Origin of the sequence: Streptosporangium sp. NBC_01639 (assembly GCF_045209755.1) — a bacterium.
GTDB lineage: Bacteria > Actinomycetota > Actinomycetes > Streptosporangiales > Streptosporangiaceae > Streptosporangium.
Window position 1 is genome coordinate 6,207,404 of record NZ_CP109272.1, and the last position, 23,763, is coordinate 6,231,166.

Annotated in this window: 14 protein-coding genes, 1 tRNA gene and 2 pseudogenes; 12 read left to right on the top strand and 5 right to left on the bottom strand. The window is 65.9% G+C overall.

Annotation, left to right across the window (positions count from 1 at the left end; all coding sequences use genetic code 11):
* Positions 1 to 126 precede the first annotated feature (126 nt).
* Complete coding sequence (locus OHA77_RS28425; RefSeq protein ID WP_406312468.1) at positions 127 to 717, top strand: hypothetical protein; 591 nt, start codon at positions 127 to 129, stop codon at positions 715 to 717.
* 96 nt (positions 718 to 813) lie between these two features.
* Here the strand turns inward: OHA77_RS28425 and typA are convergent, their stop codons facing one another.
* Positions 814 to 2,667: a translational GTPase TypA gene (gene typA, locus OHA77_RS28430; RefSeq protein ID WP_406312470.1), complete on the bottom strand. Its 1,854-nt coding sequence runs from the start codon at positions 2,665 to 2,667 to the stop codon at positions 814 to 816.
* 379 nt (positions 2,668 to 3,046) lie between these two features.
* On the opposite strand from typA, the gene OHA77_RS28435 reads away from it, so the two are divergent.
* From OHA77_RS28435 to OHA77_RS28445, 3 genes are all read left to right on the top strand, one after another.
* Complete coding sequence (locus tag OHA77_RS28435; protein WP_406312471.1) at positions 3,047 to 3,838, top strand: alpha/beta hydrolase; 792 nt, start codon at positions 3,047 to 3,049, stop codon at positions 3,836 to 3,838.
* A gap of 80 nt (positions 3,839 to 3,918) precedes the next feature.
* Positions 3,919 to 5,964, top strand: coding sequence for a phosphate acetyltransferase (gene pta / locus OHA77_RS28440; RefSeq protein ID WP_326825129.1), 2,046 nt, complete (start codon positions 3,919 to 3,921; stop codon positions 5,962 to 5,964).
* A 70-nt stretch (positions 5,965 to 6,034) separates the two neighbouring features.
* A complete protein-coding gene (locus OHA77_RS28445) occupies positions 6,035 to 7,171 on the top strand; it encodes an acetate/propionate family kinase (RefSeq protein WP_406312472.1) in 1,137 nt (378 codons plus the stop codon).
* A gap of 210 nt (positions 7,172 to 7,381) precedes the next feature.
* Here the strand turns inward: OHA77_RS28445 and OHA77_RS28450 are convergent, their stop codons facing one another.
* A complete protein-coding gene (locus OHA77_RS28450) occupies positions 7,382 to 8,815 on the bottom strand; it encodes an aldehyde dehydrogenase (protein WP_406312473.1) in 1,434 nt (477 codons plus the stop codon).
* A 301-nt stretch (positions 8,816 to 9,116) separates the two neighbouring features.
* Between OHA77_RS28450 and OHA77_RS28455 the strand changes: the two genes are divergently transcribed.
* The 3 genes and pseudogenes from OHA77_RS28455 (at position 9,117) to OHA77_RS28465 (ending at position 12,066) form a co-directional block, all read left to right on the top strand.
* Positions 9,117 to 10,028, top strand: coding sequence for a hypothetical protein (locus OHA77_RS28455; RefSeq protein ID WP_406312474.1), 912 nt, complete (start codon positions 9,117 to 9,119; stop codon positions 10,026 to 10,028).
* Between the two features lie 255 nt (positions 10,029 to 10,283).
* Positions 10,284 to 11,057 (top strand): annotated as a pseudogene (locus OHA77_RS28460) (IS5 family transposase); the annotation flags it as partial.
* Positions 11,058 to 11,415: 358 nt separating this feature from the next.
* Entirely contained in the window at positions 11,416 to 12,066 is a 651-nt protein-coding gene (locus tag OHA77_RS28465) for an HAD family hydrolase (protein ID WP_406312475.1), read from the top strand.
* Between the two features lie 193 nt (positions 12,067 to 12,259).
* Here the strand turns inward: OHA77_RS28465 and OHA77_RS28470 are convergent, their stop codons facing one another.
* A complete protein-coding gene (locus tag OHA77_RS28470; RefSeq protein WP_406312476.1) occupies positions 12,260 to 12,688 on the bottom strand; it encodes a hypothetical protein in 429 nt (142 codons plus the stop codon).
* Between the two features lie 1,353 nt (positions 12,689 to 14,041).
* Complete coding sequence (locus OHA77_RS28475) at positions 14,042 to 14,869, bottom strand: transposase family protein (protein WP_406311874.1); 828 nt, start codon at positions 14,867 to 14,869, stop codon at positions 14,042 to 14,044.
* A 688-nt stretch (positions 14,870 to 15,557) separates the two neighbouring features.
* Here OHA77_RS28475 and OHA77_RS28480 point away from each other — a divergent pair.
* A tRNA-Thr gene (locus tag OHA77_RS28480) sits at positions 15,558 to 15,640 on the top strand.
* 167 nt (positions 15,641 to 15,807) lie between these two features.
* Here the strand turns inward: OHA77_RS28480 and OHA77_RS28485 are convergent.
* Positions 15,808 to 18,138: a DUF262 domain-containing protein gene (locus OHA77_RS28485; RefSeq protein WP_406312477.1), complete on the bottom strand. Its 2,331-nt coding sequence runs from the start codon at positions 18,136 to 18,138 to the stop codon at positions 15,808 to 15,810.
* 868 nt (positions 18,139 to 19,006) lie between these two features.
* On the opposite strand from OHA77_RS28485, the gene OHA77_RS28490 reads away from it, so the two are divergent.
* The 4 genes and pseudogenes from OHA77_RS28490 to OHA77_RS28505 all read left to right on the top strand — a co-directional run bounded on the left by OHA77_RS28490 (position 19,007) and on the right by OHA77_RS28505 (position 23,512).
* A complete protein-coding gene (locus OHA77_RS28490) occupies positions 19,007 to 19,540 on the top strand; it encodes a Pycsar system effector family protein (RefSeq protein WP_406312478.1) in 534 nt (177 codons plus the stop codon).
* 220 nt (positions 19,541 to 19,760) lie between these two features.
* Positions 19,761 to 20,650: pseudogene (locus OHA77_RS28495) on the top strand (IS5 family transposase).
* A 127-nt stretch (positions 20,651 to 20,777) separates the two neighbouring features.
* Complete coding sequence (locus OHA77_RS28500) at positions 20,778 to 22,709, top strand: hypothetical protein (RefSeq protein ID WP_406312479.1); 1,932 nt, start codon at positions 20,778 to 20,780, stop codon at positions 22,707 to 22,709.
* Between the two features lie 173 nt (positions 22,710 to 22,882).
* Positions 22,883 to 23,512 (top strand): hypothetical protein, encoded by a 630-nt coding sequence (locus OHA77_RS28505; RefSeq protein ID WP_406312480.1) that lies wholly within the window; start codon positions 22,883 to 22,885, stop codon positions 23,510 to 23,512.
* The last annotated feature ends 251 nt before the right edge of the window (positions 23,513 to 23,763 follow it).

Sequence of the window (23,763 nt, forward strand, 5' to 3'; positions counted from 1 at the left end):
ACGTACGGCCGCCGCCGTGTTGCCGCAGCGTCAGTCCTGGCGGTCGTGATCCTGCCGGGCCGCGACGATGTCCCGAGTGGTGGAAGGGGGCGAACTTCTGTCCCGTCCGCCGCATCAAATCCGTACATGAACACAATGACGAAGACGCTCACGATTGCCGCCCTGTCCGTGGCCTCCGCCGCGACGCTGTTCGCCGCGCCCTCCGCCCACGCGGCCACCGGAAGCAAGGCCGCCTGCCCCACTCCGAGCAAGGCGGAGATCAAGCGTTCCTATGATTCCAAGGTCGACAAGCCCGCGAGGGGTGCCACCGCTGTCAAGGGTGTACGCGTCGGCCACATCCCCAAGGGCTTCACCTACGGCGGGGTGGTGGCCGGCAGGCACGGGGGCGTCACCGAGTACGGCTACCAGTGGGGGGACGATCGGGCGAACGCCGACCTCGAACAGCGGAGTCTGTGGGTGCGCGTGCTGTGCTGGCCGGACGCCAAGAAGCTCGCGAACCTGAAGCGCCTCCCCGTGACCTACGGGACCTTCACCGGAGACGTGAAGACCGCGACGATCGGTGGTCGCCGGGTGCTGACAAAGGAGGGCGACGGTGCGCTCGGCGCCGGGCGGTACGTCGGCTGGGTCGAGCGGAAGGGGGTCGTCGTCACCGTGATGGCCAGCACGCCGCTCGTCGCCGAGCTCGACAAGATCATCTCCGGTATCCGTCTGCCCTGACCGTCCCTGCTCCGTTCCGGCCGCCTGAGGGTCGGCAGGAGGAGGCGCCGGACCCCATGGTCCGGCGCCTCCGTCGTACGGTCTCCCCGAGGAGGGTCAGTTGGCGCGCTTGGCCCGGGCCGCGGAGCGCCCGCGGGCCGCGGCGTCCAGGACGACCTTGCGGATGCGCACGGTCTCCGGAGTGATCTCCACGCACTCGTCCTCGCGGATGAACTCCAGCGCCTGCTCCAGCGAGAGCTGGCGCGGCGGGATCAGGGTCTCCGTCACGTCCGCCGTGGAGGAGCGCATGTTGGTGAGCTTCTTCTCCTTGGTGATGTTCACGTCCATGTCGTCGGAGCGCGAGTTCTCACCGACGATCATGCCCTCGTAGACCTCGGTGGTCGGCGAGACGAACAGGATGCCGCGCTCCTGCAGGTTCGTCATCGCGAAGGCGGTGACCGGACCGGAGCGGTCGGCGACCAGCGAGCCGTTGTTACGGGTGCGCAGCTCGCCGAACCACGGCTCGTAGGCCTCGAAGACGTGGTGCACCAGACCGGTGCCGCGGGTCTCGGTCAGGAACTCGGTCCGGAAGCCGATCAGGCCGCGGGCCGGGACCACGAACTCCATCCGGATCCAGCCGGTGCCGTGGTTGGTCATGTGCTCCATACGGCCCTTGCGGACGGCCAGGAGCTGGGTGATCGCGCCGAGGTATTCCTCGGGGCAGTCGATGGTCACGCGCTCGACCGGCTCGTGCACCTTGCCGTCGACGGTCTTGGTGACCACCTGCGGCTTGCCGACGGTCAGCTCGTAGCCCTCGCGGCGCATCTGCTCGACCAGGATGGCCAGCGCCAGCTCACCACGGCCCTGCACCTCCCAGGCGTCGGGACGGTCGGTCGGCAGGACGCGCAGCGACACGTTGCCGACCAGCTCCTTCTCAAGCCGGTCCTTGACCATGCGGGCGGTGACCTTGGAGCCCTTGACCTTGCCGACCATCGGCGAGGTGTTGGTGCCGATGGTCATCGAGATCGCCGGCTCGTCCACCGTGATCAGCGGCAGCGGCCGCGGGTCGTCGGGGTCGGCCAGGGTCTCACCGATCATGATGTCCGGAATGCCGGCGATGGCGATGATGTCGCCGGGGCCCGCCTGCTCGGCGGGCTTGCGCTCCAGCGCCTCGGTCATCAGCAGCTCGGTGATCTTCACCTTCTGGATGGTGCCGTCGGTGCGGCACCAGGCGACCTGCTGGCCCTTCTTGATGGTGCCCTGGTGGACGCGGCAGAGCGCGATCCTGCCCAGGTAGGACGAGGCGTCCAGGTTGGTGACGTGCGCCTGCAGCGAGGCCGACGGGTCGTAGACCGGAGCCGGGATCGTGTCCTTGATGACCTGGAACAGCGGCTCCAGGTCCTCGGAGTCGGGCATCCCCGCGTCGTCGGGGCGGTTCAGCGAGGCGCGGCCGGCCTTGGCCGAGGCGTAGACGATCGGGAAGTCGATCTGCTCCTCGGTGGCGTCCAGATCCATGAAGAGCTCGTAGACCTCGTCCACGACCTCCTTGATCCGGGAGTCGGGGCGGTCCACCTTGTTGATGCACAGGATGACCGGCATCTTGGCGGCGAACGCCTTGCGCAGCACGAACCGGGTCTGCGGCAGGGGCCCCTCGGAGGCGTCCACCAGCAGCACGACGCCGTCGACCATCGACAGGCCGCGCTCGACCTCGCCGCCGAAGTCGGCGTGCCCGGGGGTGTCGATGATGTTGAGGGTCATGTCGCCGTGCTTGACGGCGGTGTTCTTCGCGAGAATGGTGATGCCCTTCTCGCGTTCCAGGTCGTTGGAGTCCATGACGCGGTCATCTACGTCCTGGTTGGCCCGGAAGGCTCCGGACTGCCAGAGCATGGCATCCACGAGAGTGGTCTTGCCGTGGTCGACGTGCGCGATGATCGCGATGTTCCGCAGGTCGTCGCGGCTGTTCAAAGGCATGATGGAGTCTCACTCTGTGATCGTGGAGGCTGACCGCGGACTGTGCGGCCCTACCATTTTAGTTGATCCGCGCAATCGCTCTCACTCGTCCACCGTACGAAGCGTGCCAATTCACCTCGCGGCCACTCGCCGGACGCGTGGTTTGCGGACATTCTTCGGTAGCGGAACTGCCGGAACACGCTTCCGCCGGCCTCCGTACGGGCCGTCTCCGACCTTCCGAGAGTCCCACAGTCCGAAAGGGCCCGCGACCGGGAACGACGAGTCCCGCAGTCCGGAGGGCCCGTGACCGGGAACGACGGGTTTTCCACCCGGCGCCGTCCCCGCTCTCCGGCACCCGGCCGGGTCCGTGGGGCGGCGGCGACCGTCCTAAGCTCGGGACATGCCTCTGGCCCCATCGTTCGCCGCCATGTTCACGACCGAGGACGGCATCCGGATCGACGCCGCGCACACCCCGCCGCGCGGCGCGGATGACCTGGGGATCGTGCTGGCGCACGGGTTCACCGGATCGCTGCGGGAGCGCCCCACCCGGCGGATCACCCATGTGCTCAGCGGGTTCGGCGGAGTGGTCTCGTTCGACTTCCGGGGACACGGCCGCTCCGGCGGGGAGTCGACCGTGGGAGATCTGGAGATCCTCGATCTGGACGCGGCGGTACGGCACGCGCGGACGATCGGCTACACCCGGGTCGCCGTCGTCGGGTTCTCGATGGGCGCGGCGGTGGCCGTACGGCACGCGGGCCGGCACGGGCAGGCCGGGGCCGCGGAGGGGCACGGCCGGCCACGGGGCGGGCCGGACGCGGTGGTGGCGGTCAGCGCGCCCGCGCGGTGGTACTACCGGGGGACCCGGCCGATGCGCCAGGTGCACTGGGCGATCGAGCAGCCGCTGGGCCGCTGGGCCGCGCGGGTGGGCAAGAGGACGCGGATCAGGAAGGGCGTGTGGGATCCGGTGCCGTCGGCGCCCTACGAGGCGGCCGCGCACATCGCGCCCACCCCGCTGCTGGTCGTGCACGGGGACGCGGACGGCTTCTTCCCGCTCGACCACGCGTACCAGATCTACGAGGCCGCCCGGGAGCCGAAGGAGCTGTGGGTCGAACCCGGGTACGGCCACGCGGAGTCGGCGGCCACCCCGGGGCTGGTCCGCCGCATCGGAGAATGGGTGCGTGCCAACTCCTGACCTTCCGATCACCAGGAAGTGTTTACCTCCGGCGATCAGGGGTGACGAGGGAGATGTCGGAACAAGGAGTGGTGGTGCGCATGCGCAGCGTTTACGTGGCGGGTCTCGGGCGTGGAGACGGCAGGCAGATCGTCGAACTCGGCCTGATGGAGCTGCTCACCCGGCACGTGGATCGGGTCGGGGTGTTCCGGCCGATCACCGGTGACGAGGACGATCGCACCCTCGAACTGCTCAACTCCCGCTACCGCCTGGCGGCCTCGGCGATCGGGGTCACGGCCGAGGACGCCGCGGAGATCTACGCGCGGCTGGGCGTCGAGGAGCTCGTCGCCCGGCTGGTGGCCAGGTTCCACACGCTGGAGGAGGAGTGCGACGCGCTGCTGGTGCTGGGCAGCTCCTTCGACACCGACGAGCTCCCGCGCGAGCTGGCCTTCAACGCCCGGCTGGCCGCCGAGTTCGGCGCCCCGGTGATCGTGGTGGTGGGGGCGTACGGCGAGCAGGCCGACGAGATCGCGATGGAGATGCGCACCGGCTACCAGGTCTTCTCCGATCTGGGCAGCACGGTGCTGGCGGTGGTCGCCAACCGGGCGCCGCAGGGGACGGTCGTCGAGCTCGACCTGCCGGTGCCCTGGTACGTCATCCCGGAGAACCCGGTGCTGTCGGCGCCGACCGTCGGCCAGGTGATGCGGGCGGTGAACGCCAGGCAGCTCCAGGGGGACGAGGAGGGCCTGCGCCGGGACGTGCTCGGGTTCGTGTTCGGCGGGGCCACGCTCCCGGTGTTCCTGGAACACCTGGCCGACGGCGCACTGGTGATCACCCCGGGCGACCGGGCGGACCTGCTGCTCGTCTCGGTGGCGGCCGAGACGGCCGGTACGGCGCGGCCGTCCGGAGTGGTGCTGACGCTGGGGGAGGAGCCCACGGAGGCCGTCAGGACGCTCACCGCCCGGCTGGCGCCCGGCATGCCGGTGCTGTCGGCCGCCGCGGACAGCTTCACCGTGGCCACCACCCTGGGCGGGCTGGAGGGGCGGCTGACCGCCGACAACCCGCGCAAGGCCGAGACCGCCCTCGGCCACTTCGAGGCGCACGTGGACACGGCCGGCCTGACCGGCCGGATCGAGCTGGCCCGCTCCGACCGGGTCACCCCGATGATGTTCGAGCACACCCTGCTGGAGCGGGCCAGGGCCGCACGGCGGCACATCGTGCTGCCGGAGGGGGAGGAGGACCGGATCCTGCGGGCCGCCGACATCCTCCTGCGGCGCGGCATCGTGGACCTCACCCTGCTGGGCCGGGAGGAGGTGGTCCGCCGGCGGATCGCCGACCTGGGCCTCGACCTGTCCGGGGTGACCGTCGTCGATCCGCTGACCTCCCCGCTGCGCGAGTCCTTCGCCCGGAAGTACTTCGCGCTGCGGGAGCACAAGGGGATGACCGTCGAACGGGCCAGGGACGTGGTCACCGACGTCAACTTCTTCGGCACGATGATGCTGCACTGCGGAGCCGTGCACGGCATGGTCTCCGGTGCCGCGCACACCACCGCCGCCACGATCCTGCCCGCGTTCCAGATCGTCAAGACGGTCCCGGGGACCTCGATCGTCTCGTCGGTGTTCTTCATGTGCCTGGCCGACCGGGTGCTCGTCTACGGCGACTGCGCGATCAACCCCGACCCCGACGCCGAGCAGCTCGCCGACATCGCCGTCTCCTCCGCCCGCACGGCGGAGCGGTTCGGCATCGAACCACGGGTCGCGATGCTGTCGTACTCCACCGGCCACTCCGGCAGCGGCGCCGACGTGGACAAGGTCCGCGACGCCACCGCCCTGGTCATGGACCGGGCGCCGGACCTGCTGGTCGAGGGGCCCATCCAGTACGACGCGGCGGTGGACGCCAGGGTCGCCGCCGCCAAGCTGCCCGGCTCCAAGGTCGCGGGCCGGGCGACCGTGCTGATCTTCCCGGATCTCAACACCGGCAACAACACCTACAAGGCCGTGCAGCGCTCCGCCGGGGCCGTGGCGATCGGGCCCGTCCTGCAGGGGCTCCGCAGACCGGTCAACGACCTGTCGCGGGGCGCACTGGTCACCGACATCGTGAGCACCGTCGCCATCACCGCCATCCAGGCCCAGGAGGTCAGCTCGTGAACCAGCCGTCAGCGCCGGGCGGCGCCGGCCGTCCGCCCAGGCCGGCGACCCCGCGGACGGAGGAGGCTCGATGAGCCGCGTACTGGTGCTCAACAGCGGGTCGTCGTCGGTGAAGTACCGCCTGCTGTCCGGTGCGGAGCGGCTGGCGTCCGGGATGGTCGACCGGATCGGCGAGGCCGGCTCCCCGGCGGCCGACCACGGGGCGGCGCTGAAGACCGTCGCGGCCGAGCTCGCCGACGGGGGGTTCGGGCTCGACTCCCCCGAGCTGACCGCGATCGGGCACCGGGTGGTGCACGGCGGCACGACCTTCACCGAGCCCACGCTGATCACCGAGGAGGTGATCAAAAAGATCGAGGAGCTCGTTCCGCTCGCCCCCCTGCACAACCCGGCCAACCTGGCGGGCATCGAGGTCGCCCGGCGCCTCCGTCCCGACCTGCCGCAGGTGGCGGTCTTCGACACCGCCTTCCACTCCACGATCTCCCCGGCCGCCGCGACCTACGCGATCGACCGTGAGCTGGCCGAGCGGCTGAGCATCCGCCGCTACGGCTTCCACGGCACCTCACACGCCTACGTCTCCCGCGAGGCCGCGCGCGCCGTGGACAGGCCGATGGGCAACGTGATCGTGCTGCACCTCGGCAACGGGGCGAGTGCCTCCGCGGTGTCGGCCGGGCGGTGCCTGGACACCTCCATGGGCATGACCCCGCTGGAGGGGCTCGTCATGGGCACCCGTAGCGGCGACCTGGATCCCGCGGTGGTGCTCTATCTGGGGCGGACGGGCGGAATGTCGCCGGACGAGATCGACACGCTGCTCAACCGGCGCGGCGGCATGCTGGGCCTCTGCGGAGACAACGACATGCGGGCGGTGGAGAAGCGGCTGGCCGCCGGAGACCCGGACGCCCGGCTCGCCTTCTCGGTCTACTGCCACCGGCTGCGCAAGTATGTCGGCGCCTACTACGCCGTGCTCGGCACGGTGGATGTGATCGCGTTCACCGGAGGCGTGGGCGAGAACTCGTCGCTGGTCAGGGAGACCGCGCTGGCCGGCCTGGAGGCGCTGGGCATCGTCGTCGACCCGGTGCGGAACCGGCGCGGGGACCGGCTGATCTCCACCGACGGCGCGGCCGTGCGGGTCGCGGTGATCCCCACGGACGAGGAGCTGGAAATCGCCCGCCAAACTCTTGAGGTTATTTCGCGAACCAATCGCGGATAAACGGCGTCTACCTACAGCGGATGGATGAAATCCACTGGGAGAAGTCCATGGGCCGCGAACCATCGCGTAGCGGTGTCCATGGGACATACTTCGAGTAGTCAGGCGGTAGCCCAGCGTCGCGGGGGCGTGGTGGGCCATCCGTCCGTCGTCGTGCTTGTACGGCTCCGCGGAGCCGTACAAGCACGACGGGGGGTTCCGGCCTGGCCCGGTTCAGCCCAGGCGGGCGATCGACTTGTACTCCAGGTAGGACGACAGGCCCTCGGGGCCGAGCTCACGGCCGAGGCCGCTGCTCTTGAAGCCGCCGAACGGTGAGCTGTTCTCGATCATCAGGAGGTTGACGCCGTAGGAGCCGGTGCGCACCTGGCGGGCGATCTCCATGCCGTGGCCGGTGTCGGCGGTCCACACCGTCCCGTGCAGGCCGTAGTCGCTGTCGTTGGCGATCCGGACCGCGTCGGCCTCGTCCTCGTAGGGGATCACGGTCAGGACCGGGCCGAAGATCTCCTCGCGCGCGATGCGCATCTCGTTGGTGGCCCCCGCGAAGACGGTCGGGGCCACGTACCAGCCCCGGTCGTGGGGACGGTCCAGGCCGCCGACGACCGGTTTGGCGCCCTCGTCGATGCCGATCCTGATGTAGCCCTCGACGCGCTCCTGCTGCCGCCTGGCGACGAGCGGGCCGATGCCGGTCGCCGGGTCGGCGGGGTCGCCGACCGGCATGCTCCGGACCATCCCCGCGACCGCGTCCACGACCTCGTCGTAGCGGTTGCGCGAGGCCAGGATGCGGGTCTGGGCGACGCACGCCTGGCCGTTGTTCATCAGCGAGGCGATCGACAGGAAGCCCATCGCCGAGGGCAGGTCGCAGTCGTCCAGGATGATCGCGGCCGACTTGCCGCCGAGCTCCAGGGTGCACCGCTTGAGCTGCTCGCCGCAGATCGCGGCGATACGGCGGCCGGCCGCGGTGGAGCCGGTGAAGGCGACCTTGTCCACGCCGGGGTGGGAGACCAGGTGCTCGCCGGCCTCGCGTCCCGCGGCGACGATGTTGACGACGCCGTCCGGGATGCCCGCCTCCCTGACCATCTCGGCCAGGAGATAGGAGTCGAGCGGGGTCTCGGGTGCGGGCTTCACCACGATCGTGCAGCCCGCGACGAGGGCCGGGGCCAGCTTGATCATGATGACGAACTGGGGGACGTTCCACGGGACCACGGCGGCGACCACGCCGACCGGCTCGCGGCGGACGGTCACCGGGCCGAAGGTGCCCGGCCGCTCCTCCTCGACGGCGAACGTCTTTCCGAGCTCGGCGTAGTACTGCAGCATGCCGAGTGGCTGGGGGGCCTGGGCCAGGTTGGAGAAGGTGATCGGGGAGCCCATCTCCAGTGTGATGATCTCCGCCATCTCGGCCTGCCGGGTCGCGTAGATCTCGGCGAGCCTGCCGACGACGGCGGCGCGCTCGGCCATCGTCATCCGGGGCCAGGGGCCGTGGTCGAACGCCTGGCGCGCGGCGGCCACCGCGCGGTCCATGTCGGCGGGGGTCCCGTCCGGGACGCGGCCGACGACCTCCTCGGTGTGGGGCGAGACGACGTCGATGGTCCCGGTGCCTGCAGGCGCCACCCAGTCGCCCCCGATGAACAGCGTGTCGTACTGGCGCATGATGTGTTGCCTCCTGATGGGGAGCCGGAGTCGGTAATCGAACCACCGCTTGCTTGGACAGTCTTGTCCCCGTTGAAGGGCTCCACAAGGCCTGCCACGGCTAAAACCGAATCATGTTCTGTCAACAGTGACAAGGGGGAGCGCGCCGGGCGGCGATTCCACCGTCGCATTGACCAAGGTGGTACAGAACGGTAGATAGTTCGTCAATGGTGCACGAGTTCCCCCGTTTCGGTGGCGGTAGTAAAGATCGTCTTCTATAGTTTCGCTCCGTCCATGAGGGGCCCCCGGAGGTGAGCGAAGCGTGAGATCGGCTCGCTCGGCCGTCTTGGGCGCCGTGTCCGCTCTGCTGCTGCTGACCCCGGTCATGGCAGGCGCCGCCGTGCAGCGCGCGGCCAAGCCCGACCCCGAGGTCGAGCTCCGCAAGCTCACCCGCGAGGCGAGCCAGCTCAACAAGGACTACCGAGGCCAGGTGCAGAGCCTGGAGGAGACCCGGGTCCAGGCCGGCAAGGCCACCGCCAACGCCAAGAGCCTGAGGGCTGCGCTGGCCGCCGCGGAGGCCGACATCATCCGCTTCGCGCAGACCAGCTACATGAACGGCGCCCTGGACGACACCAACATGCTGAGTTTCGACGGCGACGCCGACTCCGTCCTCCGCCAGGCGGCGATCAAGTCCTACCTGGCCGACCAGCGCGCCGTCCAGCTCAGCCGGATCCAGGGACTGATCAAGAAGGCCAAGGCGGCGGAGAAGACCACCGAAGCGAAGATCGTCAATCTCAAGAACGACATCGCCAAGCTCAAGAAGGACCGGGTCCGGATCGAGGGGCTGCTGGCCAAGTACGGGTTCCAGACCCCCTCCGGCAGCGACGGCCTGACCGCCCGCACGGTCACTGTGCGCAACCTGGTGCTGCAGAACTTCCCGATGCCCTACGGCTACGGCTGCCTGCGCTCTGGCGACCCGGGCGACCACGGCAGCGGCCGGGCCTGCGACTTCATGATGAGCACCGGCGGCCGGCTGCCGACCACCGAGGCGAAGGAGCGCGGAGACCGCCTGGCCCAGTGGGCCATCACCAACGGCCCCAGGATCGGGGTCATGTACATCATCTGGCAGCAGAGGTACTACGACGTCCGGACCGGTACCGGCTGGAAGCTGATGTCCAACCGGGGCGGCAACACCGCCAACCACATGGACCACGTCCACATCTCGATGTTCTGAGCCGCCGGTCTGTAAGAGCCTGTTGACAAAGGATTTGGTCGCTGAGGCCGGGGCCAGGGATGCCCTGGTCGAGGCCATCTTCGAGTGATAGGCCCGCGGACAGGAGCGGGCTCCTGGTAGCTGAGGTGTTGTCTACGCATCTCGGCGGCCAGGAGCCCGTGGTTGTCTGTTTACACGTCCGCGTCCTCGGACGCCAGTGGTTGCGCCTCACCGGGGTGCCGATGTCATGGCCGCAAGCCGTCATATCCGTCGGATCTGACCGATGCCGAGTGGGCGGTGCTGGAAGGCGAGGCGCGGGCGGTGATGGCCGAGCTGGTCGCGGCCACGGGCAGGCCGATGGTGCATGATCTGCGGGCGGTGCTGGACGCGATCGGTTACCTGGTTCGATACGGGATCGAGTGGCGGGCCCTGCCGGTTGACTTCCCGCCGCATGAGGCGGTGTATGCGTTCTTCCTGCGGTGGTCTGGGCGCGGCCTGCCCGAACGGCTGGCCGGGCGGCTGCGCGGCCGCCTGCGGGTCATGGCCGGACGCGGCGAGTTGCCGACGGCCGGGTGCATCGACTCCCAGACGGTCAAGGTCGCCGAGACCGTCGGGGCTGCGGCCTGCGGTTATGACGGGGGCAAGAAGATCAAGGGACAGAAACGGCATATCGCGGTCGACACGCTCGGGCTGCTGCTGTGTGTGATCGTCACCGCTGCGTCGGTCCAGGACCGCGATGGCGCGCCCCGGCTGCTTGCCCTGTTGCGGGAGAAGTTCTCCACCATCGCGCTGGTGTGGGCTGACGGCGGCTACGCCGGACGTCTGCAGGCCTGGGCCAGGCAGGTCCTCGGCCTGGTCGTGACGATCGTCAAGCGCTCCGACGACTTGCGCGGCTTCGTCGTCCTGCCCCGCAGATGGGTGGTAGAACGAACATTCGCTTGGCTGGGCCGCTACCGCCGGCTGGTGCGGATCTACGAACGCCGCTCTGACCACCACGAAGCCCTGATCTGGTGGGCCACCGTGCACCAGATGACCCGCCGTCTGACCCGCGAACTGGCAGGCCAACCGCCTCATGGCCGCTGGAGCGACCTGCCCCCGCTTGCGGACCTGTCCAGTCCCGACCGGCGCGGCAAGGTCCTGGAACTCCTGGCCGCCCAGCCCTGGCGGGCCTGGAAGGGAACTGAACTGGCCGCCATCCTCGGAATCGCGAACATCAACAGCTTCCGCGTCCAGCTGTCCCAATGGTCACACCAGGGCTACATCAACAAGATCGGACCAGCCCTCTACGGCCCCATCCCCGCGAGTGCTTAAGCCTTCGTCAGCAGGCTCTAAGACCTGTTTATGACTGCGTGGAGAAATCCTCACACCCCGCAAGCTCAGGGAAGCGACCTGATTAGGGTGGGTTGCCATGCAGCCCCTCGCGCTCTTCGACTTGGACAACACTCTCATCAACCTGGACGAGGCGTTCCAGGTGTGGGCGGGGGAGTTCGCCGGCGAGCACGGCCTGGGGCGTGAGGCGGTTGGCTGGCTGATCGCTCTGGACCGGGTCGGCTACCCGCATCGTGAGGTCTTCTTTACCAAGGCACGCGAGCACTTCGCTTTGGCCGAGCCGGTCGACGAGCTGTGGAGTCGCTACCGTCGGCGCATACCGCACCTCGTTCACTGCCGGCCCGAGGTGATGAACGGTCTGTCTCGGCTACGCGCGTCGGGCTGGTGGGTGGCGATCGTCACCAACGGGACGGCGGACAATCAGCTCGGCAAGATCCAACGCACGGGACTGGCTGAGGCCGTGGACGCCTACGCGCTGTCCGGAGTCGAGGGCGTCCGCAAGCCCGACACTGGCTTGTTCGAGATCGCCGCCGAGCGCTGCGGCGTGACGCTCATAGCCGGGGGATGGATGATCGGAGATCATCTCGTTGCGGACACCGGCGGAGGACGCGCAGCCGGTCTACGGACGATCTGGATCGACCGAGGAACATGGCCGGGCCACGAACACGACGCGGATCACGTCGTCACTGACGTGCTTCAGGCGATGGAGATATTGCACGCCGAGCGGTGATCGAGCGGCCAGGCCGTAGTTCCGCGGGGGAGTGCTGTACAGCAGCTCATACAGCAACACCGCCTTACACGATCACACGCCACCGAACCGCATTTACCGCTTGACCAGGACGTCAGCCTGCTCACCTGGGACGCGCCGTTCACTCGTCATGAAGGGATATGGGTTTGAACAGGAAAGCCGTGAGGTTCCAGTTCTACTTGGCGCGCATGGTCACCGCTGCTCGCGGCGCGTGAAATACCAAGCGCAGTATGAAGGTGTCCAGTGTGAACCGGTTGGTGCCGTCCCAGTCGAACAGCTCGACCTGCCCCAGTGGAGCGTCAGGGTGAGCGTTCACGGAATCGTGGCCCTCCTGGTCCTCGTGCCACTCGACGAGGCGGACGTCCTCAAACCGGAAGACCACGACAGGCGTATTCGACAGTTCGGGTGGAGTCCACTGTGGGTCGTAGACGAACTCCAGCTCCAACGTCGGCGGCCTGCCGGGGTCATAGGTCAGGCGCCTGAAGTCGGTGTCGTGAAGGTAGATGTGGGCACCCTCCTCGGTCCGGAACTCGTACAGCCCTCCCTTGGACGTGATACCGAGATGCTTATCCTTGGTCACGCCGGCGAACTCGATCACTGACATGAAGACATGGTCCTACAGGCCGGAACGATCTGGCAGGTCTCGGCGGAGCGGTGACAGCAGCGCTGACAGCAACGTCCCCACACGCGGACTCACTCCGGCTACCGTCCACCACCCTCTGACCACGGTCTCCGCTACCCGACCAAGGTGATTGGTCCGCCTGAAAAGTGGAAGGTCATGGGCGGGGCTGCGGCGCCGCTTCCGGGAATGTCGTACGACGTCCAGTTGCCTGCGGTAGTATCCCGACAGGGTGCATTCGGTCACCTGCCTGTGCTAGTGCTCCCGGTCATCCACTGGCGGTCAGGCCCACAACCGACATGAGTTGCTACACGTGGCCGTCGTTCCTGATTGCGACTGAGACCGGGCAGTCCTGATCGGTGTGCGATGGTTGCCAATCCGCAGCTCCCTGACCTCTTCCAGCCGCAGACCATTCTCACAGCGGCGTGGGCACGTACAGCTATTGCTGTTTTCGCCCACATTCCCCTCGTTCTGGTAGTCCTGCCGATGCTTCCAGCTCTCGCAATCCTCCCCTTCATAGGGAGCCGGAGGGATGACCTCAAGGCGATCATCAATCTCCTCCAGGGTTGGAGCACAGATATTCTCGACCGTTGCTCACAGGGAAAGCCACCACGACGATGAAGTACGTTCACATCCACGACATCGCGCGGAAGCGAGCTATATACACAGGAGAGCCGTTTCGTGCGGTGCTTCAGTCTCTTGAAGGAAGCTCCCCGCGCACTATTTCAATACCGTACGCAAACTCTCTCGATCAAGAAATTCTGGAAACGGATTTCTTGCTCGCCATGCGTAAAACGTTGTCAACCAGCACTTTTGCGAACGACGTACCGGAGTCAAGTCGTAGCAATCTGGCCCTCATATCGTACGTACAGCCGGAAGCTGAGCGCCTAACCGTAGCTGTAACTAGGGACGATCTCCCAGGCGTTCTATCCGCAATCATCCCTCACGCTCAAGCAGCAGACGATGGCAATATACTCGGCATACCGGGTTTAAGGTGTGAGATTCATGAGCGACACATGAGCCTCTACCGTCCTGGCAGTAACTCATGTATACGTCTTCGCGGTGCTCGTGAGACGATCATGCGATCACAATGGCGCAAGGCGTTGAGAATCGCAGAGGACCTCGTTCAAAGTCCCTACTACATTCACAGAGAGTCGCCGGATTTAGTAACGAAGCATGAAGCTGAGGCTATCGAGTTCTTTCGCATCAACCGCATAGGAGGTTCGCGCCTCTGTAGCGGGATTATGCGCAGAGTGCATGTCTTCTATCCGGAACCAGGAGGCGACAAAAAGCCTAGATGGATTGACGTATGGGACAGTGAGGTGATCTCAGCGACTTTCATGTCAGGTAGCCGTGTTCGAAATGGGTGAGAACGAGCGCGGCTTTGATGATGTCGCCGATTCTGCTGGGGCTGGCGGTGATGCGCTGGAGGGTGCGCCAGCGTTGGGTGAGCAGGGCGAAGCCGCGTTCTCCCAGGCAGCGCAGGGCGCGCAGGAGCGCGTTGCGGGTACGGGTGTCGAGGTCGAGGGGTCGGCCGTCGGAGGGTTGTTTGACCGGGGTGAAGATGCCGATGCCGGCGCCGTCGTAGCCGGAATCGGCCAGGGTGGGCAGGCCGTCGGCGGCGGCTTTGTACAGCGCTCCCAGGACGTGTGCGCGGGCGGCGGTCAGGTCGTGCACCGATCCGGGTTCGACGGCCGAGACCCACAGCGGCAGGCCGCAGGGCGCGGACAGCGCCTGGATGTTGCCGCCGTGGTGGCGGGCCTTTCCGGAGTACCACAGGTCGATGGGTTCGCCTTTGACGCTGATGGTCTTCTCGGCGCAGCGGTCGGTGGCGATGACGGTGCCGTCCAGGATCAGATGGGTGAGGCCCTCATCGACGGCGCGCCGCAAGGCCTGGTGCAGGTCGGGCGCCTGATCGGCCAGGACCTCGATGACCTCGTCGATGTAGCGGTAGGCGGTCGCGCGGGAGACGCCGTGGTCACGGCCGAGGGCGCCCCGGTCGGTGCGGTCGCGAAACCAGCGCAACCCCATCACCGCCTGCTCAAAGCAGGTCAGCGCCCGAGAACCCGCGCGGGTGCCCAGTCGGCGGCGCTCGGCCGCCAGGAGCAGGGAGAGGTGGCAAACCAGCTCCCGAGGGACGTCGAGCGTGGCACGATAGGTGATCACGTGGGGCTTTCTGGACTGAAGACGGCTTGTGGTGAGACCTCTTCTACCGAAAGCTCCACGCCTATTTCAGGGGCATCGCGATCCATCCCGATTCATGTCTGCCGACGTCGCTTTGAAGGCATCGAATCGCAACTGCCCCTATTGATCTTGCTGAGATCACCTCAGTGGCGGAATGAAACATGAAGTGCTCTTGCAACTCGAGTGGATTAACGGCAGAACAGCGCCACAAGTCTGCAGAGAGTTGTTGGATGAAAAATTTGGAATGCCCCTTAAAGTATCACTCAATACACCGAACTGGACGATCAATGACTGGATCGTCTTAGAGCAGCGTGGAAAGCATACGAGAATGCGGGGGAACATATCACTTCGCTACAATCGCGCACTGAACGACTGAAGTCAGGATGACATTTTCCTTTACGCAGGGGCCTAATCCAGCTCTAGCCACCGTTCTCCCTGCCCAACGAGGTAGGCGAACGATTCAACACGCCCCTGCGACACAGACTCTCGCCGACACCCTCACGAGGTAGGCCACGGGTACTGGAAGTCACTCTCCATAGGCGATGTCTTTGCTGCCGTGCGGCTTCCGTTCCTCGGGCCTGGGCAGCCTCTGCGGTACGTTCGCTTGTCACTGGACATATGGCGTTCTCGCCTCTGCTGTATAGCACATAAGTACAACGACGCACGCCTGGCCAGCGCGCCAAGCTTCCTGCCATGGCTTCGCCGTTCACTCGTAATGAAGGGGTCTGGGGTTCGATTCCCCAAGGGGCTCCAGGTCAGAAGGCCCCTACAAAGATCGTGAGGGCCTTTTGCGTGTCTAACTACGCGACTAGACTCCGTGGACTACAGGCCGATCTGCTTATGGTTCCTACCAGCAACAGTTGTGGATACTGATGAGAGGGCGCCATCATGAACTTCGAACGTATCGTTTCGGCCCACAACTATTTGAACCACCGGTCATGCTGATACTTGGATGCCTCGGGCCCGTCGAACTCGTGTGTCGTATTGTTGAGCCGGACGAGGAATACTGTTCCTTTCGCCCCGGTCTTCGTCCTGGTTGTATATACCGGCCCTGAGGCAGGCGCGACGTCGATCCGGGCAATCGTGCGTTCGTCAATGGCGCCGAACACGACAGTCACGTTGGCCGTCACGGCCTTCCCGAAGGTCTGAATTAGCAGCTCGGTCAGCCATTGCTCCCAGCCGTCGGTGTTCTTCTTGAAGAAGACAGTCAAATCCTCCTCCAGACCCAGCACCGACCCATCGTCCCGGACGCCGACGAGCAGCGTCCCCCCGTGACCATTCATGAAGCCGGCGATCGTCTTGATCACTGCCCACTCCATCGCCCGATCCTTCTGCCCGGTGTCCAGGTTCTTGCGGCCGGTCGACTTGAACTCGACGACCTTGCTCTCCCCTGTCTTGATCAGTGACTGGATATCGCGTGCCAGCGCGTCACCGCCGCGTTGCCCGGCGAATGGGCTACCTTGACCGTCGCTCCGGTTCACTGGCCGGCCGGTCGCATCCTCGAGCTGACGGATCAGTCGTTCGTAGCGCGCGTCGAAGACGGCGCCGAAGTCGTCCTGACGAAGTGCAACCGGGTCGATGTCGTGGCTGGTGAGGATCGCGTCCAGGTCCTGCGGATCCACCGGCACGCCGATCTCGATCGCAGCCAGATACTTGCTCGGCGCGCTCGCGCCCGTATATCCCCAGGTCTGCCCGTCGATGGCGGTCTTGTTAACGATGCAGTTGGCGTACGCGCTGTCAATGCCGTTCGCTGCGCACCATTTCTGCGGGAAGATGTGACGGATGTCGATCGAGTCGGCCGCGTACGCCTTCGCGTCGATCGTCTCACCGGTACGGAAGTCGCGACCGCCCCGCTTCATTACGAGTGCGTAGAGGCCCTTGTAGGCGGCGCTGTTGCGGGTGCGCAACCCCAGCAGCCGTTCAGCCTGGAACTGCGACTCGCGGACCGTGCGCGGTTCCTCGCCGTCGTCCTGAATCCACGCGAGCACGTCCTGCAGGTCGTTGGCGAAGCGGGTGTCAGTGGTGCCGCCGTACAACTCACCGAACACCCCACACCAGTACCACTGACGTAACTTCGCGATCGGCTTCGGCGTGAACGCGAGCTCGCCAAGCAACGTGAGGATCGCCGTCAAGGGAACGAGCTGGGTGCTGTACGGGAGGTCACGGGCACAGAAGATGCGCTCACCGTGGAAGAACCGCACCACCCCCTGCAGCACCTCAGTGACGGCACCGGCCCAGCGCCGGTACTCGCTCAGTGGAAGCGACAGCATGTCGCGGCGCTTGGCCGACACCGCCGGGACGCGGTCACCGCGAACACGTTCCCGAGTGCGCTCCTCCCAGCGGCTACGAGTCCAGAGCAGCGTGACGATCTGCAAGAAGGTCGTGGCGTCCAGGTCTACGAGCAGCGGCTCGTCCGCCCAGGTCGCCTGCCGACTCTCCCAGTCGTCGCGCAATCGGAAGTTTTCAGCGGCGTACGTCGCCGTCAGCAGCTCAAAGACCGTCAGCTCGACACCGCCAGTATTCACCTTCTCGAAGACCTGGCAGACGGCCTCCTTGGTCGTCTTCTGATCAAGCGCGATCCGCGGAACGCTGTAATGGAGGAACGGCAGGATCAGCGTCTCCTGGAATCCCTTCCAGATCTTCACCTGCTCCTGCGGTGGTCCCGCCATTAAATAGGCAACCTGCCAATCGGTGATGGCAGCCGGGTCGAGCACGATGCCGAGCGGAAAGAGGCCGGCCTTCCCAGCTCGCACCTGTGCCTCGGTCGTGGAGGCGTCGAGCACGACGTCGCCGCGGGCGTTCACCCGTCGCTTGTCCGCCGGTAGCGACAGGATGGCATCATTCCGGTCTGCGTCCGGGTCGATGCACGCATCGATGTCGGCGAAGTACCAACGCTCAACGTCCTTCTTCCGGGTATCCCTGGTTGGGACCGGTGCTCCGGAACGGAGCGCCAGGTAGAGCGAGGTCGCGCGCTGCTGCCCATCGAGCAACAGGTACCTCGGGGCGCTCGTCGCCGAACTCGGAACTCCCTCAAGTGGCCGGGGCTGGAATCGCACGTCAGCGTTTCCAGTCTCCAACGTCATCACGGCGCCGATCGGGAACGAGCGGGAGACCGAGGCCAGCAGACTTACGATGTGGTCGTCGTCCCAGACCCACCCACGCTGGAAATCGGGTAGCTGCAGTACTCCCTGGTGTGCTTGGTTGAGTAGGTCCGCCAGTGGAATGTCGCCACTCTCGAACGTCTTCGCCACTCCGGTTCCTCCCCACAGACACGCTCTCGCGACAGGGTAGACGAAAGTGCCCAGGCGGACGCCACGATTAACACCTTCTGAGGAGTCACTCCCGCACGCACACTGCTTCAGAAACAATCGTTGATGCCATTCATCTGCAGCTGACCACGCGCCTGCTGTTGCGAACCGGCACTCTGCTTAAGACCGTTGAGGTGTCCAGCAGATTCCGGACAGTCGGCTACATAAACTGACAGAAGTCTGGAATCTGCTGGGCGCCTCAACGTCGAGGCCTACGCCGATGGGACGGTGATCGCCTATGACACGGAGCATGATGAAGACCAGTACGGCGGTTTGACCTACGCTCAGTTGGACCTCGACGAGTTCGCGCCATACGAGCTCGGTGAATCGGTGAACAGGAGCTCTTCGAGGAACTGGGCCGTCTGCACCCGATGAATCTGCAGGCCGGTCAGGCATGGCCGCCCAGCTGATGAGGTGCCGTGTTCCGTCGCTGTTCCGTGGGAGCGTCGAAACAGCGAGAGGTGATGTGAGGCGTCCGCAAGCGTAATGCTTGCTCAGCCACATGATCGAGTGATTGCCGCAGGTAGTCAGGTCCGGGGTCGGAGATCACCCAGATCTACGAGGGCAAGGCGCAACTGGTTGCGTCTGCGGAGGTGGTGTACGCAACTCAGCGACCACAGTGGGTGAGCAGGAGTAGCGCGTCCGAGAACGGCAATAGCCGTATTCGGCACCAGCCGTTGATCGTCACGTAGAGTGCCACCCAAAGGGTATTGAGAGCGTTCGTCATGAATCGGTCTTCGATGCCCTTCGCCATCTCCACAGCCGGATGACTCAAGGTTCACTCACCCAGGGGGCACAGGTGTTCCGGTGGATGACCAGGGCGGTCGTGTCTGTACCGCCGCCGCAGGACCATGATGCGCAGGCGCGTATTCATGGTGTCCAACTGTTCGCCGAAGCCCGTGAAGAACTCAATCGAGCAGACACGAAGGCGCAAGTACTTCTCGGTGTCGCGGGGCTAGGCATCGGCGCGGTTGCCGGTGGCCTGCTCGCGGGAAACTGGTCGCCGCTGAAGTTGCACGCAGGTTTGCAATGGCTGTGGTGGGTGGGGGCAGCATGCGCGCTCGCAGCCTTGGTCTGCCTGGCGAGCGCGGTATACCCGCGTATCACAAAGCGCGCGCTCGGTATCGCCTACTTCGGTGACATCAGGCGGTACGGCTCCGCGGTAGAAATCGCCAACGCGCTGCGCAACCACGATAATGACGATCTGACCGGTCTGGCCGAACAGATCCGAGCAGTCAGCGTGATCGTCACCAGGAAGTACCTGCTCATCCGGTGGGGCTTCTGGCTGCTTCTGATCTCTATCGGGTCGACGGTCGGCTCGGCGGTGATCCAACTGGCCCTTTGACACGCTCGTGTGATTGCCAAAACGGCGTACCCGACGTACGCATGGATCATGCGGCCCTTCTCCCAGCCCGTCTGGCACTCTCTGATCGAGAGTGGCACGCCGTGCCGGTACGAAGCCGGGGACGTGCTCCTGCGGCAGGGCGCACAGGGCAGTCACGTGCTAGGGCCTGTCCTGTGAATCTTCGGTCAGAGCATTTGGCCTGGTCGGTCATGCTGAAGGCATGGTTCATCGGGGGGAACTCACCGATCAGCAGTGGGAGATGATCAAGTCGGTCTTGCCGGAAGGCGGCGGGCAGGGCGGTCAGTGGCGTGACCATCGGCAAGTGATCAACGGGATCTTGTGGCAGGCCCGGACCGGTGCGCCGTGGCGGGATGTCCCCGACCGGTACGGGCCGTGGAAGACCCTGCATGAGCGGCTGCGCAGGTGGACCGCGGACGGCACCTGGGAGGCGATCTTCCAGCACGTCAAGGACAACGTCCAGCTCGCCGAGGAGGACGACGCGGCCGAACTGTGGGAGGTGTCGGTCGACTCCACCGTCACCCGGGCGCACCAGCATGCCGCTGGCGCCCGGAAAAAGGGGGCTCTGCCGCCATCGGCGTCTCGGGAGCGACGGTGGCGGCCGTCGACGGGGAGGCGCTGGGCCGCTCCCGGGGCGGCCTGACCAGCAAGCTGCACGTGGCGGTGGACGCCGGGTGCCGAATACTGGCCGTCGTCCTCACCGCCGGCCAGGCAGGTGACAACCCGCGGCTGATCCCGCTGATCGACCAGGTCATCGCGCCCGCCCCTACCGCCCGTCGCCGGGGCTGGCGGTTTCGGGTGATCGCCGACAAGGCCTACAGCGCCCGCAGCACCCGCCGCTACCTGCGCCGCAGGCGGATCGCCGCCACCATCCCGGAGAAGAAGGACCAGTTGGCCCACCGCAGGAAACGCGGCTCACACGGCGGCCGGCCGTACGCCTTCAACCCGGAGATCTACAAGCGGCGCAACGTGGTGGAGCGGGCGATCGCGCGGCTCAAGCGCTATCGCGCACTGGCCTCCCGCTACGCCAAACGCGCCCTCATCTACCGCTCCCAGATCCTGCTCATCGCCACCCTGGACTGGCTCTCATGATCCGCAGGACAGGCCCTAGCACAGGGGAGCAGGCTACGGGCGCTTCGGCGGTCTTCCATGAGCGGGTCGGCCAGGCATTTACCGGCGGAACGTTCCACGGCGACTTCAATTACCGGGAAAGCTAAGCGTGTATCCAAACGCCGAGTTCCGAGAACGGGTAGAGGCAGCTTTCATAGGCGGCACCTTCAACGGCGACTTCAACTTCAACCTACGCAAACTGATTACCACGCGACGGTTGAACCCGGAAGACGTCGACAGGATGCGGGCGATCTACGTGCCGTGTGGCGACACCCTCTCGCGTGCCATCGCCGCGGCACGTGAGAGGGGAGCCGTCATCTTATGCGCGGAACCAGGGAACGGCCGGCGCATCACTGCGGTGAACATAGCAGTCGACCTTGGAATGACCCCCGAGTGGCTGGTCATCGACGAGGAGGATGTCTACGCTTCGCTGCACGGCAAGGGGCACAAGACCTACCTGCTGAACCTTCAGGAGAGCGCCCCAGAGGTGATCCCCACAGTAGGGAAGGAGTTGGCGAATTACATCGCGCGCTTGCGCGAGGTTGGCTCCTACCTCGTTGTACTGGCCACGGAGCGTGAGTTGAGGACGCTCGACCTCGCCGTCGAACCCGAAATCGTCAAGCTGAGCGCAAGCAACGCGCGCGAGGTGTTCCTCGCGCATTTGGCCCAGTGGCGCTCGCGCGAAGAGTCCCAGGTCTGGGCGGCTGACGATCGGATCAGCGGTGTTTTGACCGGCGCTTCTTCGCAGGACGCCGTGACGCTCGCCGAGCACGTGCGCGAGTCAGGACACCGAACGCCGCAGGAGGGAGCGCAGGAGGTTCTTGCCGCCTACTGCAATTGGGAAAAGGAGCTCGACAGCTGGTTTGCGAAAACCAAAGGGCCGGAGCAGGGATACCAGCGTGCTCTCCTGCTGTCGGTCGCCACGATGGAAGGCTCGTCCGTAGCGGAGGTCTTCGACGCGGCCGACATGCTATGCAAGGCCGTCGGCATTCCATATCCCCCTGGCCGAGGCCTGATCGGTCCGGGCGTAAGTGATCATTTGCAGGATGTCGATGCCCGATATGTGAAAGGACGGGTGGAGTTCACCCGTCCCAGATACGGTGTGGCCGTATTGGATCATGTGTGGGAGGATCGGCCTTATTTCCAGAGCCATCTGACCACTTGGCTCACGAAATTACGCGAGGATCAGCCCACCGCCATACTCCTGCGCCTGGCGATGCGCCACGGCCTGACCGATCTGGTCTTGGAGACAGTCCAGGGGTGGTCGGGGACAGATCCGAAGCGGGCAGTCGACATGCTGACGGCCGCGGCGATGAGCGACGAGCTCGGCCGCGCAGTACGCAGCAGGATGTATGTCTGGGCGCGGGAGGGGAACCAGGAGTCACTTCATCTGGTGGTCGCGGCGGTTTGTGGCGGTCCGATGGCCGACGTATTCGACCGAATTGCACTCACTCGTCTGAAGCATCTGGCCGGGCGTGACTCCGAACGGGTCAAAGACGCAGTGCTCACCGCGCTGGCTGGGCTTGTCACTCGTCCGCAACTACGCGTTCCAACCGTGACAGAGATCGTGAAGTGGACTGGCACCGCAGGACAGGTCCAACGCACCGGCTTGCGTGCCTTCGTGAAGCTGGCCGCCCTGCGCTCAGGCGAAGGACGTCTGGTACTGATGCCACACTCGACGCGGGAGGAGACGCTCATCGGCGATCTTGCCAGCGGATGGCGGGCGAGCCTTCGCGACCCCGCGAGCTCCCACGAGGCCAAGACGGCGGCTGTCGCCTGGCTGGAAGAGGTCGCTCAGGGCGTCGCCGACGGCGAGGTCATCTGCCAGGTCTTAGCCAAGGCGTGTAGGTCCAGCATAGACGTCGGTGTGCTCGCGCCCCTTATCTGGCACTGGGCACGCACCGCCCCGGAGGACGGTGTCGACCGCGAGAGCCTCTGTATCGAGCTGATGCGACGGATCGGTGAAGCGGACAGGCTCACCTCCGGTATCTCACTGCTGGACGCCTACGATGTCGAGGAGACGACCGAGTGGGATTCCTAGACTGGCTGGAAACGCTTCTGGCCCGCAGGCATCGGGGTGACTCCGTCCCGCACCATACAGAGCTCGCGCAGGTGCTACGCAGCGAGCGGGAGAACCGGGACTTCCGGGCGCGAATCACGCTCACATGGCTCCTGCCCTGGGGAACGGAACTGCCCGTCGATATCGAAACCTCAGTGTGTGACAGACTTATCGTGGCCGCCTGTCAGGCGGCCACGCCGTTCTCGGTGCTCCACCGGGAGGAGGCGGAGAGCGCGGTCAACCTGGCGCTGGGCCGTGTCGAGACCCATCCCTATTTCCGCCGAGCACGTGCGGTGCTCGGCGTCGAGGCCGAGGCGGTCGAGTTCGCCCGTGAGCAGATGGCGAGAGATCTGGAGACCGAACGGCATCGAATGGCGCAGCAGGCCGAGGTCACCCGGCTGACGGCCCTGCGGGACACGATGTTGCGGGATGGCTCCATCGCACGGCTGTGGTGGCTCCAATCGGATCCGAAAAAGCTGATGGAGCTGGTGAAACACGGGGACGAGTTCGAGAAGGCCATCAACCTGGTCTCCGACGGCCACGGCACGCGGCCGAGCATGCCGGGGGCGGGGAAGACGTCCGTGGCCGAGCTTGTCGAGCTCTTCCTGGCGGAGCTGGGACCGGAACACCGCCGACTCCTGATTCACCAGCTGGACAAGGTCTTCCGAGGCTACGAGCGTCCAGAACTGGCGGATCGGCTAGTCGCGACGTCTGGTGACGGTGCTGCGGAGCCAACACCGGATAGTGATCAGGGAAACGGAAGGTATCTCGGAGGCGTTTCGTAGTCCCAGGCAGTGGGAGTTCCGCCGGCTAAGGCGGGTCAGCTGATGCGCTCGTCCAGGGCCACCCGGATCTACGAGGGCAGGGCACACCCAGGGCACATGGGCGCGAGAAGCACTACGGAACGATGAGAACCAGTGAACGCCAAAAGTTCAGCTCAGAACGTGTTCTAAGAGATCACTGCAGGTCGGTCGCCATGGCGGATCAGATCTCGATGTTCTGAAAAGCGTGCCGACCGCTCCTTGATCCCAGCCGT

What these genes read in the sequence shown, in the direction of transcription:
- OHA77_RS28425 (WP_406312468.1), top strand. Translation starts at nt 127, where the DNA reads ATGAACACAATGACGAAGACGCTCACGATTGCCGCCCTGTCCGTGGCC.
- typA (WP_406312470.1), bottom strand. Translation starts at nt 2,667, where the DNA reads ATGCCTTTGAACAGCCGCGACGACCTGCGGAACATCGCGATCATCGCG.
- OHA77_RS28435 (WP_406312471.1), top strand. Translation starts at nt 3,047, where the DNA reads ATGCCTCTGGCCCCATCGTTCGCCGCCATGTTCACGACCGAGGACGGC.
- pta (WP_326825129.1), top strand. Translation starts at nt 3,919, where the DNA reads ATGCGCAGCGTTTACGTGGCGGGTCTCGGGCGTGGAGACGGCAGGCAG.
- OHA77_RS28445 (WP_406312472.1), top strand. Translation starts at nt 6,035, where the DNA reads ATGAGCCGCGTACTGGTGCTCAACAGCGGGTCGTCGTCGGTGAAGTAC.
- OHA77_RS28450 (WP_406312473.1), bottom strand. Translation starts at nt 8,815, where the DNA reads ATGCGCCAGTACGACACGCTGTTCATCGGGGGCGACTGGGTGGCGCCT.
- OHA77_RS28465 (WP_406312475.1), top strand. Translation starts at nt 11,416, where the DNA reads ATGCAGCCCCTCGCGCTCTTCGACTTGGACAACACTCTCATCAACCTG.
- OHA77_RS28470 (WP_406312476.1), bottom strand. Translation starts at nt 12,688, where the DNA reads ATGTCAGTGATCGAGTTCGCCGGCGTGACCAAGGATAAGCATCTCGGT.
- OHA77_RS28490 (WP_406312478.1), top strand. Translation starts at nt 19,007, where the DNA reads ATGACCAGGGCGGTCGTGTCTGTACCGCCGCCGCAGGACCATGATGCG.